Source organism: Streptomyces sp. NBC_00654, from assembly GCF_026341775.1.
GTDB lineage: Bacteria > Actinomycetota > Actinomycetes > Streptomycetales > Streptomycetaceae > Streptomyces.
In genome coordinates this window covers 1,655,738-1,669,734 of the sequence record NZ_JAPEOB010000001.1, presented here as the reverse complement: position 1 = coordinate 1,669,734, position 13,997 = coordinate 1,655,738, and the positions used below count along the sequence as shown (strand labels likewise).

Sequence of the window (13,997 nt, the reverse complement as noted above, 5' to 3'; positions counted from 1 at the left end):
GTGCGGCCATGACTGCTGCTGCTGACGTGCTGCTGGACCGGGCCCTCGTCGAGGAGGCCACGAAGAAGTCCGGTCTGATCTGGGTACGGGGCACCGGGCCCGCCCGCGCGCTGTGGCACGTCTGGCACGAGGGCGCGGCCCATCTCGTCGGCGACGGCCCCGGTGAACAGCCCTTCCCGCCCGGGATCACCGACGGGGCCGCCGCCGAGGTCACCGTACGGAGCAAGGACAAGGGCGGCCGTCTCGTCGTCTGGAACGCGGCGGTCGCCGTGCTCGTACCGCACTCCGAGGAGTGGGAGGCCGCGGTCGCCGAGCTCAAGGGCAAGCGGCTGAACGCACCGGACGCCGAGCGGATGACCGAACGCTGGGCGCGCGAGTGCGTGGTGGTACGGCTGACGCCCGGCGAGATCCGGACCGCGCTGCCGGACACCTCGCTCGCCGCGCCCCCGCTGCCGACCGGGGCGACCACCCGCCGGCCGGTGCCGGACGCCCTCCCCCGGCTGCTGCTGAAGCGCCGCCGCCGGAGCTGACGCGGCGCCCAACCGGGGTGCGGCTCAGCCCGAGGACTTCGGGAGCTGGCCGCCGTAGTCGACGGTGTCGTCCTCGGCCGGCGCCTCCAGCACGAAGGGCTTGTTCCAGTCCCGGAGGCGGACGGTGCCCCCGCCGCCGCCGCGGGCGAAGCGCACCGGGTACGGCTTGCCCTCCAGGGCGACATCGAGCGCGCCGCCCTCGCCCTTTCCGCCGTAGATCTGGATCGTGCGGAGCCCGGAGACGGTGTCCCGGTCGCCCTTGCTGACCTTGCCGTGCAGCGAGAGCAGGCCGTCGAGCAGGATCTCCTTGTCCGTGAAGCCACGCAGCTGCTTGTACGTGGGGTCGCCCTCGGGGACCTTGACGTACTTGCCGTCGAGCTTCTCGGCGGCCTCCCGGTCGGCGGCCGAACCCTGGTCGCTCTCCTCGTGGTTCCAGAAGGCGGAGTCGGCCTTGAGGAAGAGTTCGTCACCGACCCGGAGCAGCACGAAGGTGCTCTTCCCCGAGGTGACGGAGCCCGTGCCGCCCTCCTCGTTGAGCTGCATGTCGAGGGTGTACGTGCCGCCCTTGCTGACGAGCTTGCCCGCGAGCCGCACCGCGTCCGCCGCGTCCGCCGCCGTTCTGGTCTTCGTCTCGATCTCGGCGGCCGGGAGTCTGCCGACGCCGTTCGTCCCCTTGTCCGGGTCCTCGCCCGCGCATGCTGTGAGGGCTGCGGTGAGCCCGGCACAGAGCACGACGGCGAGAGCGGTCCGGCGACGGTTCCGGACGGCTGGGGCAACGGAGGTCACGGGCGCACTGCCTCTCATCTGCATGGCGGGGGTGGCAGACGGCAGCGTACCCGGGACATCCGGGTCCTTCGGCAGGGAGCCGGGCCGCCGGGTCCGCCGGGGCGGAGTGGCCCGGCACGGGCTAGCCTGATCCCGGCATAACGGCGCAATCGAACCGGCCGGCACGCGTGGTGCCGCCGGTGCGCGCGTCACGGACGGACACCGGCGGGCGAAGGAGGCGCATCGGATGGCGGCAGGCGTCCCCAGGGTCTTCGTCTCGCATCTCTCCGGTGTGCCGGTCTTCGACCCCAACGGCGACCAGGTCGGCAAGGTCCGCGATCTGGTGGCGATGCTGCGGGTCGGCGGACGCCCCCCGAGGCTGCTGGGCCTGGTCGTCGAGGTGCTCAGCCGGCGGCGGATCTTCCTGCCGATGACCCGGGTGACGGGGATCGAGTCGGGCCAGGTCATCACCACGGGCGTGGTCAACATGCGGCGCTTCGAGCAACGGCCCACCGAACGTCTGATCCTCGGTGAGTTCCTGGACCGGCGGGTCCGGCTGGTGGAGACCGGCGAGGAGGTCACCGTCCTCGATGTGGCGATCCAGCAGCTGCCGGCCCGCCGCGACTGGGAGATCGACAAGTACTTCGTCCGCAAGGGGCGCGGCGGGGCGCTGCGCCGCAAGGGCGAGACGCTGACGGTGGAGTGGTCGGCGGTCAGCGGTTTCTCGCTGGACGAGCACGGTCAGGGTGCCGAGAGCCTGGTCGCCACGTTCGAGCGGCTGCGGCCCACCGATGTGGCCAACGCCCTGCACCACCTCTCGCCCAAACGCCGCGCCGAGGTCGCCGCCGCGCTGGACGACGACCGGCTCGCCGACGTCCTGGAGGAGCTGCCCGAGGACGACCAGGTGGAGATCATCGGCAAGCTCCAGGAGGAGCGGGCCGCCGACGTCCTGGAGGCGATGGACCCGGACGACGCGGCCGACCTGCTCTCCGAGCTGCCCGAGGACGACAAGGAACGGCTGCTCGCGCTGATGCGGCCGGACGACGCGGCCGATGTGCGCCGTCTGATGTCGTACGAGGAGCGCACCGCGGGCGGGCTGATGACGACCGAGCCGATCGTGCTGCGCCCGGACGCGACAGTGGCCGACGCGCTCGCCCGGGTCAGGCAGTCGGACCTGTCGCCGGCGCTGGCCGCGCAGGTGTACGTCTGCCGGTCGCCGGACGAGACCCCGACCGGCAAGTACCTGGGCACGGTGCACTTCCAGCGGCTGCTGCGCGATCCGCCGTTCACCCTGGTCAGCTCGATCGTCGACAGCGACCTCGTACCGCTGTCCCCGGACACCCCGCTGCCGACCGTGACCAGCTATCTGGCGGCGTACAACCTGGTCTCGGTGCCCGTCGTGGACGAGAGCGGTTCGCTGCTCGGCGCGGTGACCGTCGACGACGTACTGGACCACCTGCTGCCCGAGGACTGGCGCGAGACGGACTTCCACGGCGAGGAGGGGATCAGCCATGGCGGGTGAGGAGCGTTCGAAGGCGGCGTCGACGGGCTCCTCGGGCATCGTGCGCCCCCCGCGGAACCGGATCGACCAGCCGAAGGACCCGCGCCGCAAGCTGCTGCCGGAGTACGACCCGGAGGCGTTCGGCCGGTTCTCGGAGCGGATCGCCCGCTTCCTGGGCACCGGGCGGTTCATCGTCTGGATGACGCTGATCATCATCGTCTGGGTGCTGTGGAACATCTTCGCGCCGCCCGCCCTGCGGTTCGACGAGTACCCGTTCATCTTCCTGACGCTGATGCTCTCCCTCCAGGCCTCGTACGCCGCACCGCTGATCCTGCTCGCGCAGAACCGGCAGGACGACCGGGACCGGGTCACCCACGAGCAGGACCGCAAGCAGAACGAGCGCTCCATCGCCGACACCGAATACCTCACCCGGGAGATCGCCGCACTGCGGATGGGCCTGGGCGAGGTCGCCACCCGGGACTGGATCAGGTCGGAACTCCAGGACATGGTGAAGGACATGGAGGACCGGCAGGTGCTCGTCCCGGCGGAGAGTGACGAAGGCGACCGCTGAGGGGTTACCCGCGCGTACGGCCTTGCGCCGTACCATCGTCCCTATGGCTACGGAAGACGCGGTGCGTGAAGCACTGTCGACAGTGAACGACCCGGAGATCCACCGTCCGATCACCGAACTGGGCATGGTGAAATCGGTCGAGATCGATGCTGACGGTGTAGTCGCTGTCACGGTGTATCTCACGGTCTCCGGCTGCCCGATGCGCGAGACGATCACCAAGAACGTGACCGACGCGGTCGCCCGGGTCGAGGGTGTCTCGCGCGTCGACGTCACGCTCGACGTGATGAGCGACGAGCAGCGCAAGGAACTGGCGTCGTCGCTGCGCGGCGGCACGGCCGAGCGCGAGGTGCCGTTCGCCCAGCCCGGCTCGCTGACCCGGGTGTACGCGGTCGCCTCCGGCAAGGGCGGCGTCGGCAAGTCCTCGGTGACGGTGAACCTCGCGGCGGCGATGGCGGCCGACGGGCTCAAGGTGGGCGTCGTGGACGCGGACATCTACGGGCACAGCGTGCCCCGGATGCTCGGCGCGGACGGCCGGCCGACCCAGGTCGAGAACATGATCATGCCGCCGTCCGCGCACGGTGTGAAGGTCATCTCCATCGGGATGTTCACCCCGGGCAACGCCCCCGTGGTCTGGCGCGGACCGATGCTGCACCGCGCGCTCCAGCAGTTCCTCGCCGATGTGTACTGGGGCGACCTGGACGTCCTGCTGCTCGACCTGCCGCCGGGCACCGGTGACATCGCGATCTCCGTGGCACAGCTCGTGCCGAACGCGGAGATCCTCGTCGTCACGACCCCGCAGCAGGCGGCGGCCGAGGTCGCCGAGCGGGCCGGCTCCATCGCCGTACAGACCCACCAGAAGATCGTCGGCGTCGTCGAGAACATGTCGGGCATGCCGTGCCCGCACTGCGACGAGATGGTCGATGTGTTCGGCTCCGGCGGCGGTGCGCGGGTCGCGGAGGGCCTGACGAGGACGGTCGGCGCCGAGGTGCCGGTGCTGGGCTCCATCCCGATCGACGTACGGCTGCGCGAGGGCGGCGACGAGGGCAAGCCGGTGGTCCTGTCCGACCCCGACTCCCCGGCCGGCAGCGCGCTGCGGTCCATCGCGGGCAAGCTGAGCGGCCGTCAGCGCGGCCTGTCCGGCATGTCGCTGGGCATCACCCCCCGCAACAAGTTCTGACAGCACGGCGGCCGGGGTACGACGGGTGGTCGTCCCGTCGTACCCCGGCCGCCGTGTGCCGGTGGACCTTCAGGCGTACGTGGTGATGTCGCCGACCACCGCGAAGCCCAGGCCGTACGCGCTCATCCCCCGCCCGTACGCCCCGAGGTGCACACCGTCGTGCGCCGATCCGGCCAGCACCCAGCCGAACTCGGACTCGCGGTAGTGGAACTCCACCGGTACGCCGTCCACCGGGAGCGAGAGCTTCGACCAGGGCGGGCCGCCGAGGTCGTCGGCCAGCTCGAACGCCGTCTCGGTCTGCTGGTCCAGCCAGTCGTCCCGCAGCGCGTGGTCCAGCTGCGGCGGCCAGGTGTACGCCAGCAGGCCGGAGCCCGCCAGCCAGGCCGCCGAGGAGACCGTGGTGGCGTCCAGCACGCCCGTACCGTCACCGCTGCGCCGCACGGGGCTGCTGGCCACCGTGACGACGACCGCGAAGCGTTCCTTCTCCGTGCGTGCGTCGGACCGCAGCGAGGGCTCGTCACCGTGTCCGGTGGACCCGTGCTGCACGGTGCCGTCCGCGGCGGTGCCGACCTGCATCAGCCAGCGCGGCCCGGTGAAGGCCTCGTCCAGCCCGTACCAGGGGAACGGTGCCCGCAGATAGCCGTCGACCGTACGCCGGGCCGCCGGCACCCCCTCTGCGGTGACTGTGCTGGGCGCACCTTCCGCGCCTACCCGACTTGTCGTCTCCATCTGCCCGGCCGCCTCCTCGATCTGTCGCGGTCCGGAGCGGCCCGCCCCCCGCGGGCTCGGGCGTCTCGCAACCGGACAGATGGAGAATAGCCATACCGTACGGACGAGTCGGGATTGACTGGTCTCAGGTGGCGTCGGCGTCGAAGGGCGGGCGCTCGTCCTTGACGGGCTGCGCGGGCTTCTTGAGCAGGTCAGGGGTGCTGGAGGCACCGTTCGCCGTACCGCCGGCGAGGCCGCCCGACGACTCCTTCGCCGATCCGTTCGCCGCACTGGTGGCGGAGGAGGCCGACGCGCTCTCGCGCCCGTTCACCGCGTCGGTGACCTCGGCCATCTCCTTGCGCAGGTCGAAGCTCTCGCGGATCTCCTTCAGCCCCAGGTCGTCATTGCCGTCCATCAGCTGCTTGCGGACGAACGTCTTGGGGTTGAGGTCCTCGAACTCGAAGTCCTTGAACTGCGGCCCGAGCTCCGAGCGGATGTCTTCCTTGGCGCTGTCCGAGAACTCGCGGATCTTACGGATGGTGCGCGTGACGTCCTGGATGACCTTCGGAAGCTTGTCGGGACCGAAGACCAGCACGGCGAGAACGATGAGCGTCAGCAGCTCCAGTGCGCCTATGTCATTGAACACCTAGCTGCTCCTCGTGTTCTCCGCGTGTTCTCCGTGTGTTCCCTGCCAGGCCGGATGAGGGCCCGGACCGCTCAAAGGTACCTGGCGAAGCTGTCCGGGCGGTACCTTCCGGTGACCGTTACGTGCCGCTCGCGGAGCCGAGCGTCAAAGTCATGGACAGGTCTTTACCACCGCGGGTCAGCCGGAGGTTCAGCTTGTCCCCGGGCCGGTGGGCGCGGATCTTCACGATCAGCTCCTCGCCGCTGTGCACCCGCTGGCCCTCCACCTCGTGGATGACGTCGCCGGGCTTGATGCCGGCCTTGGCCCCGGGGCCGTCGGCGGTGACCGCGGGGCCGCCGTCCGCGCCCTTCGCCCCGACCTTCGCCCCGTCACCCGTGTACTTCATGTCCAGGGTGACGCCGATCACGGGGTGGGTCGCCCTGCCCGTGTTGATCAGCTCCTCGGCGACCCGCTTGCCCTGGTTGATCGGTATGGCGAAGCCGAGGCCGATGGAACCGGACTGGCCGCCCTCGGGTCCGGCGCCGGTGTCGGCCGCGCGGATGGCGCTGTTGATGCCGATGACATGGGCCTGGGCGTCGACCAGCGGGCCGCCGGAGTTGCCGGGGTTGATCGGGGCGTCGGTCTGGAGCGCGTCGACATAGCTGATGTCGGTGCCGTCGCCCTTCTCGCCGCCCGCGGTGATCGGCCGCTGCTTGGCACTGATGATGCCGGAGGTGACCGTGTTCGACAGGTCGAAGGGGGCACCGATGGCCACCACCGGGTCGCCCACCTGCACATTGTCGGAGTTGCCGAGGGGCAGCGGCTTGAGCCCGGAGACTCCGGTGACCTTGACGACGGCCAGGTCGTAGCCGCTGTCCTTGCCGACGATCTCGGCGGACGCCGTCTCGCCGCCGCTGAACGTCACGGTGATGTCGCCGCTGGAGCCGGCCGGGGAGACGACGTGGTTGTTGGTGAGGATGTGGCCCTCGTTGTCGAGGACGAAGCCCGTGCCGGTGCCGGACTCGGCGGAACCGCTGACGTGCAGGGTGACCACGCTGGGCAGGGCGCTGGCGGCGATCCCCGCGACACTGTCGGGGGCCCGGCCGCCGTTGTCCCGGCCCGCCTGCGGCAGCTCGACGCTGGTCAGGCCGCCGTTGCGCTCGATGTACGCGCCGATCCCGCCGCCGATCCCGCCCGCGACCACCGCCAGCAGAAGGGCCCCGATCAGGACCGTGCCGCGGCGGCTCCTCCGGCGCCCGACGGGTTCGGTCCCGAGCGGGGGGCCCTGCTGGGTCAGCGGCTGCTGCCGCGCGCCCCAGGGGTCGTACTGGAGCCACTGGGAGGGGGTCTGCTGCCCGGTCTGCTGCCCGGTCTGCTGGTGCGGGACCTGCTGCGGGGCCGGCTGCGTGAGCTGCTGCGGTCCGTGCGGGGCAGGGTGCTGGAGCTGCTGATGGGGCGGGAGGTGCTGCGGCGGGGTCCGGGGCTGCACACCGCCCGGTACCGGGCCGGGCTGCGGCCCCGGGTCGACGGTGGGGGGAGCCGCGTGCGCCCCGGCGTACTGCGGGGGTACGGGGGTGCCGTGCGCCGGGGTCGGCACCGGCCGCTGGACGGGCGGCGCGGGAGCCCACGGGCCGGGACCGCCGTACGGCGGGGTGCTGTACTCGTCGGGTTCGTGCAGGGGCTTCCTCGCGGGGGCCGGCCGCGGCGGCTCCTCGGCGGGGCGGGCCGGCGGTCCGGCGGGGGCGGGACGCTCATCGGCCGTCGCCGGGCGCTCCACCGCCACGGCGTCCGCCGGTTCCGCGACACCCGCGACACCCGCGACACCCGCGACATCCACGGCACTCGCGACGTCTGCGTCACTCGTCACGCCGGTGGCGCTCGCGGAGTCCGCGGCGTCCGCGGCGTCCTCGACGGATGAGTCCTCGACGGGTGCTACGCCTGCCGGTTCCGTGCGGTCGTCGCGCCCCGGCGTGGGGCGGCTCCACCACTTCGCCGTCGGCCCGGTGGGCTTCCCGTCGTCCATGCTCTCCCCGCAACTGGCCTCTGTACGCCCCCACAGAGGCGTCCCTCCCGGAATTCAACCAGGTTTGCGAATCCTCGCGCAGGGTCCCGTCAGCGCCGGGAGGAATGCGGCAGTGCGTGATCGTTGGTCGGCATGCCCGAGGCCGGCGCCGGGGGCAGGGCCGGCTTCGGTTCCGGAGTGCTGCCGAGCGCGGCCGCGAGCAGCGGGGTGGTGCCGGTCGGGCGTATCAGCGGCGACAGGGACACGTTCAGGACGGGGAGGGCGAACGAGTGCCCGGTGAGCGGCGCGGCGCCGAGCAACGAGGGCACCGCCACGAGGACCGGTGGTGCGGGCGTGGCCGCGGGGGCGACGGGCGGGGCCGCCGCGGTGCCGGTGGCCGGACCGCCGCCGTTCAGGGCGAGCGCGCCACCGCCGCTGCCCCGGCGGCTGGCCGCGGAATTGCTGGCGTCGGCGCGGGCGTCGGCGTCGATCGGGGTCACGCTGCTGCCCGCGCCCTCGGCACGGAGCGCGCTGTCGGGCGCGGAGTCCAGCGGCAGGGTGCCGCCGAGCGCGATGGCTGCCAGCGAGACCGCGCTGGCAGCGGCGAAGGCGAATCTCCGGCCGCGCCAGGGCGACCGGTCGGCGTCACGGGCCACGTCGTGGATGCGGAAGGCGCCGCGCGGGCCGCCGCCCGGCAGGACCGCGGTGGAGCCGTGCGCGGTGGGGAGGAAGCCGAAGGTGTCCAGCGGCGAGGTGCCCTTGGCCGTGTCCGCGCGGCTGCTGCCGGAGGGGCGCATCGGGGGGAAGAACTCGTCGGCGAAGCGTCCGCCGCCGCCGAACGGTCCGCCCGGTCCGCCGTCACCGCCGCTGGGACCCCCGGGAAGGCCCTGGAGGCGGGCCAGGAACCCCTCGGAGGGCGAGGGTGAGGCCGACATCGCGAAGGCGCTCTTCAGCCGCCGCTGGGCGTCGGCCTCGGCCTTGCACTTGGGACACGTGGCCAGATGGGCCAGGACCCGCTCACGGGCGTCATGTTTCAGCTCGCCGTCGACCAGCGCGGCAAGCCGGTCCCCCAGATGCTGCTCCGCGGGTGTCGGGCCTGTGCCACTCACGCCGTTCCGCCCTCCCCTGCCAGGACCGCGCCCGCCAGGGAGCGCTGCTCGGCGCGGGCCTCGGGCGAACGGTGCTTGAGCGCCTTGCGCAGGTGCGAGCGGCCGCGGTGGATACGGCTGCGCACGGTGCCGAGCTTCACGCCGAGGGTCGCGGCGATCTCCTCGTAGCTGAGCCCCTCGATGTCGCAGAGCACCACCGCCGCCCGGAATTCGGGCGCGAGGGTGTCCAGGGCCTGCTGCACGTCGGCGTCGAAATGGGTGTCGTTGAAGACCTGCTGCGGGGACGGCTCACGGCTCGGCAGCCGCTCGGCGGCGTCATCGCCCAGGGAGTCGAAACGGATCCGCTGCTTGCGGCGGACCATGTCCAGGAAGAGGTTGGTCGTGATGCGGTGCAGCCAGCCCTCGAACGTGCCGGGGGTGTAGGTCGACAGTGAACGGAACACCCGGACGAAGACTTCCTGGGTGAGGTCCTCGGCATCGTGCTGGTTGCCCGTCAGCCGGTAGGCAAGGCGGTACACACGTCCGCTGTGCGTGCTGACGATCTCTTCCCATGAGGGCGGGGTCCACGCCTGGGAGTCCGCATCTGAGGCGAAGGTCGCGGTCGTTGCGGAGTCGTTGGAAGAACGGTCAGCAATGTTGGTCACGGATTTCGGCTCACCCGCCGGCCCGAGGAAGCGCCGCAGCACTCCTCTCCGGTCCACAGGCGCAGCCGCACCTCCCCTATCGGCTCTGGTGGTGTCCAGTGGAGCCCCTACCATAGCCACCTCGCCCGTTAGCTCCGGATAAGCCTTTTTCCTGCTGGGGCCGGGCGTCGCCCGGGAACTGCCGGCGCACGGCCGCGGGTCCGATCGGCGGGCCCGTACCTGCGCTTTCCCCTGCCCTTCCCTAACGCCCGGTCCCATCTGCGGGTTCCCGGGTGCAGCGGATACAGTCACCGTTGCGCCAACTACGGGGACAGGAGAGGGTCATTACCGCCAACCGGCAGACGAGCTGGGCGTTCGCCGACGCCTTTGTCGCCGAGGACGAAGCACTGCACTGGGCCCGGGAGCGGGCCCACGAGGCAGGGCTCCGCTCGGTGTCCCCCGGCACCGGTGCCGCGCTGCGCCTGCTGGCTGCCGCCGTGGACGCCAAAGCGGTGGCGGAAATCGGCACCGGGACCGGCGTATCCGGCATCCATCTGCTGCACGGAATGCGCCCGGACGGCGTGCTGACCACGGTCGATCCGGAACCGGAGCGCCAGCAGTTCGCCCGCGAGGCGTTCCGCGCCGCGGGCTTCGCCGCCAACCGGGCCCGGTTCATCCCAGGGCGCGCCCTGGACGTCCTGCCCAGGCTCGCGGACGGTGGCTACGACCTCGTCTTCTGCGACGGTGACCGGCTGGAGAGCCTCGACTGCCTCGCTGAATCGTTGCGTCTGCTGCGGCCGGGCGGGCTGGTCTGTTTCGAGGGTGTCTTCGCGGACGGCCGCACCGTCGATTCGGCGGCCCAGCCCGCCGAGGTGCTGCGTCTGCGTGAGCTGCTCCGGGCCGTGCGGGAGAGCCAGGAGCTGATGTCGACCCTGCTGCCGGTCGGCGACGGACTGCTCTGCGCGGTCCGGCGCGGCTGACGCCGTTCCGGGGTTCCGGACGTTTCCCGGACGCGCCTTCCCGGACGCGCCACTGCCCCGGCACGGACATCCGTGCCGGGGCAGTGGTCAAGAGTGGGCGCTCCGCGTCAGCCGACGACCTTCTTCAGGGCATCGCCGAGGGCATCGGCCTCGTCCGGGGTCAGCTCGACAACAAGCCGACCGCCGCCTTCGAGCGGAACGCGCATGACGATGCCCCGCCCCTCCTTTGTCACCTCGAGCGGGCCGTCGCCCGTCCGCGGCTTCATGGCCGCCATGCTCGTTCCCCTTCCTGAAACCAGCTCATCGCAACCGGCGGCCCCATGACAGGCGCTGCCTCACCGGCATCGAACACATTGCTTCCTCACCATTATCCCGCATCAAAGACCCCGATGACCAACATCGGTCGGCATCGCTTGCGCAACGCACTCCCGCAAAACCACCCAATTCGGCGATCCGGCTGCGATACTTCGCCGCCTTCGACCCCCAGGTGGGGGCGAATTGTTAGACGCAGGTCACATGTTCCGTCCGCCCGGAGTCGGACATGCTTGCCTCCAGTGGCAACGATGCCCGAGCCGTAAGGGGATACCGGAATGGCCGACGAGATGGCGAACACCGTGCTCCACTCCGTGAGCGACGGACTCGCGACGATCACGATCAACCGTCCCGACGCGATGAACGCCATGAACACCGAGGCCAAGGTCGCGCTCCGGGACGCCCTGCGGTCGGCGGCGGACGACCCCGCCGTGCGGGCGGTCCTCCTCACGGCGACCGGGCGGGCCTTCTGCGTGGGTCAGGACCTCAAGGAGCATGTCGCGACGCTCGCGGCCACCCGGGAGGCGGGCGGCGGCAACGCGCTGAGCACCGTGCGGGAGCACTACAACCCCGTCGTACGGGCGATCACGGAGATGGCGAAGCCGGTCGTCGCCGGGGTCAACGGCGTCGCCGCCGGAGCGGGCTTCGGATTCGCGCTGGCGGCCGACTACCGGGTGGTCGCCGACACGGCCTCCTTCAACACGTCCTTCGCGGGCGTCGCGCTGACCGCCGACTCGGGGGTGTCCTGGACACTGCCCCGGCTGATCGGCCGGAGCCGCGCCACCGACCTGCTGTTCTTCCCGCGTTCGATCTCCGCGCAGGACGCGTACGAGCTGGGCATCGCGAACCGGGTGGTGCCCGCCGCCGAGCTGGCCGACGAGGCCGCCGCCGTGGCCCGCGCCCTGGCACAGGGGCCGACGGTGGCGTACGCGGCGCTGAAGGAGTCCATGGCGTACGGGGCGGGGCACACCCTCACCGAGACGCTGGAGAAGGAGGACGAACTCCAGACGGCGGCGGGCGCGTCGCAGGACCACACCATCGCGGTGGAGGCCTTCCTGGCCAAGCGGAAGCCGGAGTACCTCGGAAAGTAGGTGGCCGGGCGCCGGTCCGGGACACCCGCGGTCCCGGGCGCGGCGGCTACGGCCGGGGGCCGCGGGCCACGCAGTCGGCGAGGTGGTCGTCGACCAGGCCGCAGGCCTGCATCAGGGCGTACGCGGTCGTGGGGCCGACGAAGCGGATGGAGCGCTTCTTCAGTTCCTTGGCGAGCGCGGTGGACTCGGGGGTGATCGCCGGGACGTCCCCCAGCACCCGCGGGGCGGGCCGCCCGGCCGGGTCGGGGGCGTACGACCAGATCAGGGCGTCCAGCTCATTGGGCGCCCAGCCGGCCAGCACCTTCGCGTTGGCGAGGGTGGCGTCGATCTTGGCGCGGTTGCGGATGATGCCGGCGTCGGCCAGCAGCCGATCCCTGTCGGCGTCGGTGAACTCCGCGACCGCGGGAATGCTGAACCCGGCGAAGGCCGCACGGAAGCCCTCGCGGCGGCGCAGGATCGTCAGCCACGACAGGCCGGACTGGAAGGCCTCCAGACAGAGCCGCTCGAAGAGGGCGTCGTCGCCGTGGACCGGGCGGCCCCACTCGGTGTCGTGGTAGCTGAGGTAGTCCTCCGTGGACAGCCCCCAGGGGCAGCGCAGCCTGCCGTCCGGAGCCGCTTCGGCGCCGCCGCTCATCGCTGCCCGCCCTCCTCGTCCTCCTCGTCCCGGAACCGGCCCGGGTCCTGCCCCAGCGGATCGCCGGGGCGCTTGAACAGATCGGGTCCGCCCGCCGCGGCCGCCTGGGCACCGGCGAGCGCGGACTCCAGCTCGGCGATCCGGGAATCCCGCTCGGCCAGTTCGGCGCCGAGCCGGCCGAGCGCCTCGTCGACATCCGCCATCCGGTAACCGCGGGGCGCCATCGGCAGACGCAGCGCCTCGACATCCGCCCGGCCGACCGGGCGCGTCGCGGGCAGCGGGTCGGTGAGCCGCTCGGGCCCCACGTCCTGGAGCACGGGGCTCCCACCACCGCCGACCACCGCGAGGGTGACCGCGGCGACCACCACGACCATCGTCAGCAGCAAGAACCAGAACACGAGCATCTCCCCGGGGGCGGAATCCTGTCCGGGTCCGATCGTGCCATGCGGCACCGGCGGTTAGGGTCGCAGGCGACCTACTGAGGAGGAACAACGGGATGCGAAGCGGTGCACTGAGGCTCGGACGGCGGGAATTCGGGCCGCACGAGCCGGTGATCATGGCGATCGTGAACCGGACCCCGGACTCCTTCTACGACCAGGGCGCGACGTTCGGGGACGAGCCGGCGCTGGCCCGGGTCGAGCAGGCGGTCGCCGAGGGCGCCGCGATCATCGACATCGGCGGGGTGAAGGCGGGCCCCGGCGAGGACGTGTCCGCCGAGGAGGAGGCCCGCCGCACGGTCGGGTTCGTCGCCGAGGTCCGCCGCCGGCACCCGGACGTGGTGATCAGCGTGGACACCTGGCGCCACGATGTGGGCGAGGCGGTCTGCGAGGCGGGCGCGGATCTGCTGAACGACGCGTGGGGCGGGGTCGACCCCGAGCTCGCGGAGGTCGCGGCGCGGTACGGGGCGGGCCTGGTGTGCACGCACGCGGGCGGCGCCGAGCCGCGGACCCGGCCGCACCGGATCGCGTACGAGGACGTGATGGCGGACATCCTGCGGGTGACGGTGGGGCTGGCCGAGCGGGCCGTGGAACTGGGCGTGCGGGCCGACGGGATCATGATCGACCCCGGTCACGACTTCGGGAAGAACACCCGGCACTCCCTGGAGGCGACGCGGCGGCTCGGCGAGATGGCGGAGACCGGGTGGCCGGTGCTCGTCTCGCTGTCCAACAAGGACTTCGTCGGGGAGACCCTTGACCGGCCGGTCAAGGAACGGGTGATCGGCACGCTCGCGACGACCGCGGTCTCCGCATGGCTCGGGGCCCGGGTGTACCGGGTGCACGAGGTGGCCGAGACACGGCAGGTGCTGGACATGGTGGCGTCGATCGCCGGGCACCGGGCGCCGGCGGTGGCACGGCGCGGGCTGGCCTGA

General features: G+C 72.0%; 16 protein-coding genes. 7 read left to right on the top strand and 9 right to left on the bottom strand.

Annotated elements, in window-relative coordinates:
- Positions 1-8 precede the first annotated feature (8 nt).
- On the top strand, positions 9-530 hold the full coding sequence (locus tag OHA98_RS07315; protein ID WP_266923517.1) for a hypothetical protein: 522 nt from the start codon (positions 9-11) through the stop codon (positions 528-530).
- 24 nt (positions 531-554) lie between these two features.
- Here OHA98_RS07315 and OHA98_RS07310 read toward each other — a convergent pair whose 3' ends face one another.
- Positions 555-1,316: a hypothetical protein gene (locus OHA98_RS07310; RefSeq protein WP_266923516.1), complete on the bottom strand. Its 762-nt coding sequence runs from the start codon at positions 1,314-1,316 to the stop codon at positions 555-557.
- Between the two features lie 226 nt (positions 1,317-1,542).
- On the opposite strand from OHA98_RS07310, the gene OHA98_RS07305 reads away from it, so the two are divergent.
- Genes OHA98_RS07305 through OHA98_RS07295 form a run of 3 tightly spaced genes read left to right on the top strand, consistent with a single transcriptional unit; the run spans position 1,543 to position 4,544 of the window.
- On the top strand, positions 1,543-2,817 hold the full coding sequence (locus OHA98_RS07305) for a CBS domain-containing protein (protein WP_266923514.1): 1,275 nt from the start codon (positions 1,543-1,545) through the stop codon (positions 2,815-2,817).
- A complete protein-coding gene (locus OHA98_RS07300; RefSeq protein WP_266923513.1) occupies positions 2,807-3,367 on the top strand; it encodes a DUF1003 domain-containing protein in 561 nt (186 codons plus the stop codon). The genes OHA98_RS07305 and OHA98_RS07300 overlap by 11 nt, the downstream gene beginning before the upstream one ends.
- Positions 3,368-3,410: 43 nt before the next feature.
- The gene (locus OHA98_RS07295) at positions 3,411-4,544 is read left to right on the top strand and encodes an Mrp/NBP35 family ATP-binding protein (protein ID WP_266923511.1); all 1,134 of its coding nucleotides are present in this window, start codon (positions 3,411-3,413) and stop codon (positions 4,542-4,544) included.
- A 69-nt stretch (positions 4,545-4,613) separates the two neighbouring features.
- On the opposite strand, the gene OHA98_RS07290 is transcribed toward OHA98_RS07295, so the two are convergent.
- The 5 genes from OHA98_RS07290 to sigE all read right to left on the bottom strand — a co-directional run bounded on the left by OHA98_RS07290 (position 4,614) and on the right by sigE (position 9,746).
- Positions 4,614-5,273 carry a hypothetical protein gene (locus tag OHA98_RS07290; protein ID WP_266923509.1) on the bottom strand — a complete coding sequence of 220 codons (660 nt, stop codon included), beginning with the start codon at positions 5,271-5,273 and terminating at the stop codon, positions 4,614-4,616.
- Between the two features lie 124 nt (positions 5,274-5,397).
- Positions 5,398-5,898 carry a sec-independent translocase gene (locus OHA98_RS07285; protein WP_266923508.1) on the bottom strand — a complete coding sequence of 167 codons (501 nt, stop codon included), beginning with the start codon at positions 5,896-5,898 and terminating at the stop codon, positions 5,398-5,400.
- A 118-nt stretch (positions 5,899-6,016) separates the two neighbouring features.
- Entirely contained in the window at positions 6,017-7,900 is a 1,884-nt protein-coding gene (locus OHA98_RS07280; RefSeq protein WP_266923506.1) for a S1C family serine protease, read from the bottom strand.
- 89 nt (positions 7,901-7,989) lie between these two features.
- Positions 7,990-8,988, bottom strand: coding sequence for an anti-sigma factor (locus OHA98_RS07275; protein ID WP_266923504.1), 999 nt, complete (start codon positions 8,986-8,988; stop codon positions 7,990-7,992).
- Positions 8,985-9,746, bottom strand: coding sequence for an RNA polymerase sigma factor SigE (gene sigE / locus OHA98_RS07270; protein WP_266923502.1), 762 nt, complete (start codon positions 9,744-9,746; stop codon positions 8,985-8,987). The genes OHA98_RS07275 and sigE overlap by 4 nt, the downstream gene beginning before the upstream one ends.
- Positions 9,747-9,925: 179 nt before the next feature.
- Here sigE and OHA98_RS07265 point away from each other — a divergent pair, with 179 nt between their 5' ends.
- A complete protein-coding gene (locus OHA98_RS07265) occupies positions 9,926-10,591 on the top strand; it encodes an O-methyltransferase (protein WP_266923500.1) in 666 nt (221 codons plus the stop codon).
- A gap of 107 nt (positions 10,592-10,698) precedes the next feature.
- Here OHA98_RS07265 and OHA98_RS07260 read toward each other — a convergent pair whose 3' ends face one another.
- The gene (locus OHA98_RS07260; protein ID WP_003966491.1) at positions 10,699-10,866 is read right to left on the bottom strand and encodes a DUF3117 domain-containing protein; all 168 of its coding nucleotides are present in this window, start codon (positions 10,864-10,866) and stop codon (positions 10,699-10,701) included.
- Positions 10,867-11,181: 315 nt separating this feature from the next.
- On the opposite strand from OHA98_RS07260, the gene OHA98_RS07255 reads away from it, so the two are divergent.
- On the top strand, positions 11,182-11,994 hold the full coding sequence (locus tag OHA98_RS07255) for an enoyl-CoA hydratase/isomerase family protein (RefSeq protein ID WP_266923498.1): 813 nt from the start codon (positions 11,182-11,184) through the stop codon (positions 11,992-11,994).
- Between the two features lie 46 nt (positions 11,995-12,040).
- Here OHA98_RS07255 and OHA98_RS07250 read toward each other — a convergent pair whose 3' ends face one another.
- Together OHA98_RS07250 and OHA98_RS07245 are read right to left on the bottom strand one after the other, a co-directional pair.
- Entirely contained in the window at positions 12,041-12,628 is a 588-nt protein-coding gene (locus tag OHA98_RS07250) for a DNA-3-methyladenine glycosylase I (RefSeq protein WP_266923496.1), read from the bottom strand.
- Complete coding sequence (locus OHA98_RS07245) at positions 12,625-13,032, bottom strand: DivIVA domain-containing protein (RefSeq protein WP_266927779.1); 408 nt, start codon at positions 13,030-13,032, stop codon at positions 12,625-12,627. Before OHA98_RS07245 ends, OHA98_RS07250 begins: the two co-directional genes overlap by 4 nt.
- A 92-nt stretch (positions 13,033-13,124) precedes the next feature.
- Here OHA98_RS07245 and folP point away from each other — a divergent pair, with 92 nt between their 5' ends.
- Positions 13,125-13,997 carry a dihydropteroate synthase gene (folP, locus tag OHA98_RS07240; protein ID WP_266923494.1) on the top strand — a complete coding sequence of 291 codons (873 nt, stop codon included), beginning with the start codon at positions 13,125-13,127 and terminating at the stop codon, positions 13,995-13,997.

What these genes read in the sequence shown, in the direction of transcription:
- OHA98_RS07305 (WP_266923514.1), top strand. Translation starts at nt 1,543, where the DNA reads ATGGCGGCAGGCGTCCCCAGGGTCTTCGTCTCGCATCTCTCCGGTGTG.
- OHA98_RS07290 (WP_266923509.1), bottom strand. Translation starts at nt 5,273, where the DNA reads ATGGAGACGACAAGTCGGGTAGGCGCGGAAGGTGCGCCCAGCACAGTC.
- OHA98_RS07315 (WP_266923517.1), top strand. Translation starts at nt 9, where the DNA reads ATGACTGCTGCTGCTGACGTGCTGCTGGACCGGGCCCTCGTCGAGGAG.
- sigE (WP_266923502.1), bottom strand. Translation starts at nt 9,746, where the DNA reads ATGGTAGGGGCTCCACTGGACACCACCAGAGCCGATAGGGGAGGTGCG.
- OHA98_RS07250 (WP_266923496.1), bottom strand. Translation starts at nt 12,628, where the DNA reads ATGAGCGGCGGCGCCGAAGCGGCTCCGGACGGCAGGCTGCGCTGCCCC.
- OHA98_RS07255 (WP_266923498.1), top strand. Translation starts at nt 11,182, where the DNA reads ATGGCCGACGAGATGGCGAACACCGTGCTCCACTCCGTGAGCGACGGA.
- OHA98_RS07260 (WP_003966491.1), bottom strand. Translation starts at nt 10,866, where the DNA reads ATGGCGGCCATGAAGCCGCGGACGGGCGACGGCCCGCTCGAGGTGACA.
- folP (WP_266923494.1), top strand. Translation starts at nt 13,125, where the DNA reads ATGCGAAGCGGTGCACTGAGGCTCGGACGGCGGGAATTCGGGCCGCAC.
- OHA98_RS07300 (WP_266923513.1), top strand. Translation starts at nt 2,807, where the DNA reads ATGGCGGGTGAGGAGCGTTCGAAGGCGGCGTCGACGGGCTCCTCGGGC.
- OHA98_RS07280 (WP_266923506.1), bottom strand. Translation starts at nt 7,900, where the DNA reads ATGGACGACGGGAAGCCCACCGGGCCGACGGCGAAGTGGTGGAGCCGC.
- OHA98_RS07245 (WP_266927779.1), bottom strand. Translation starts at nt 13,032, where the DNA reads ATGCTCGTGTTCTGGTTCTTGCTGCTGACGATGGTCGTGGTGGTCGCC.
- OHA98_RS07295 (WP_266923511.1), top strand. Translation starts at nt 3,411, where the DNA reads ATGGCTACGGAAGACGCGGTGCGTGAAGCACTGTCGACAGTGAACGAC.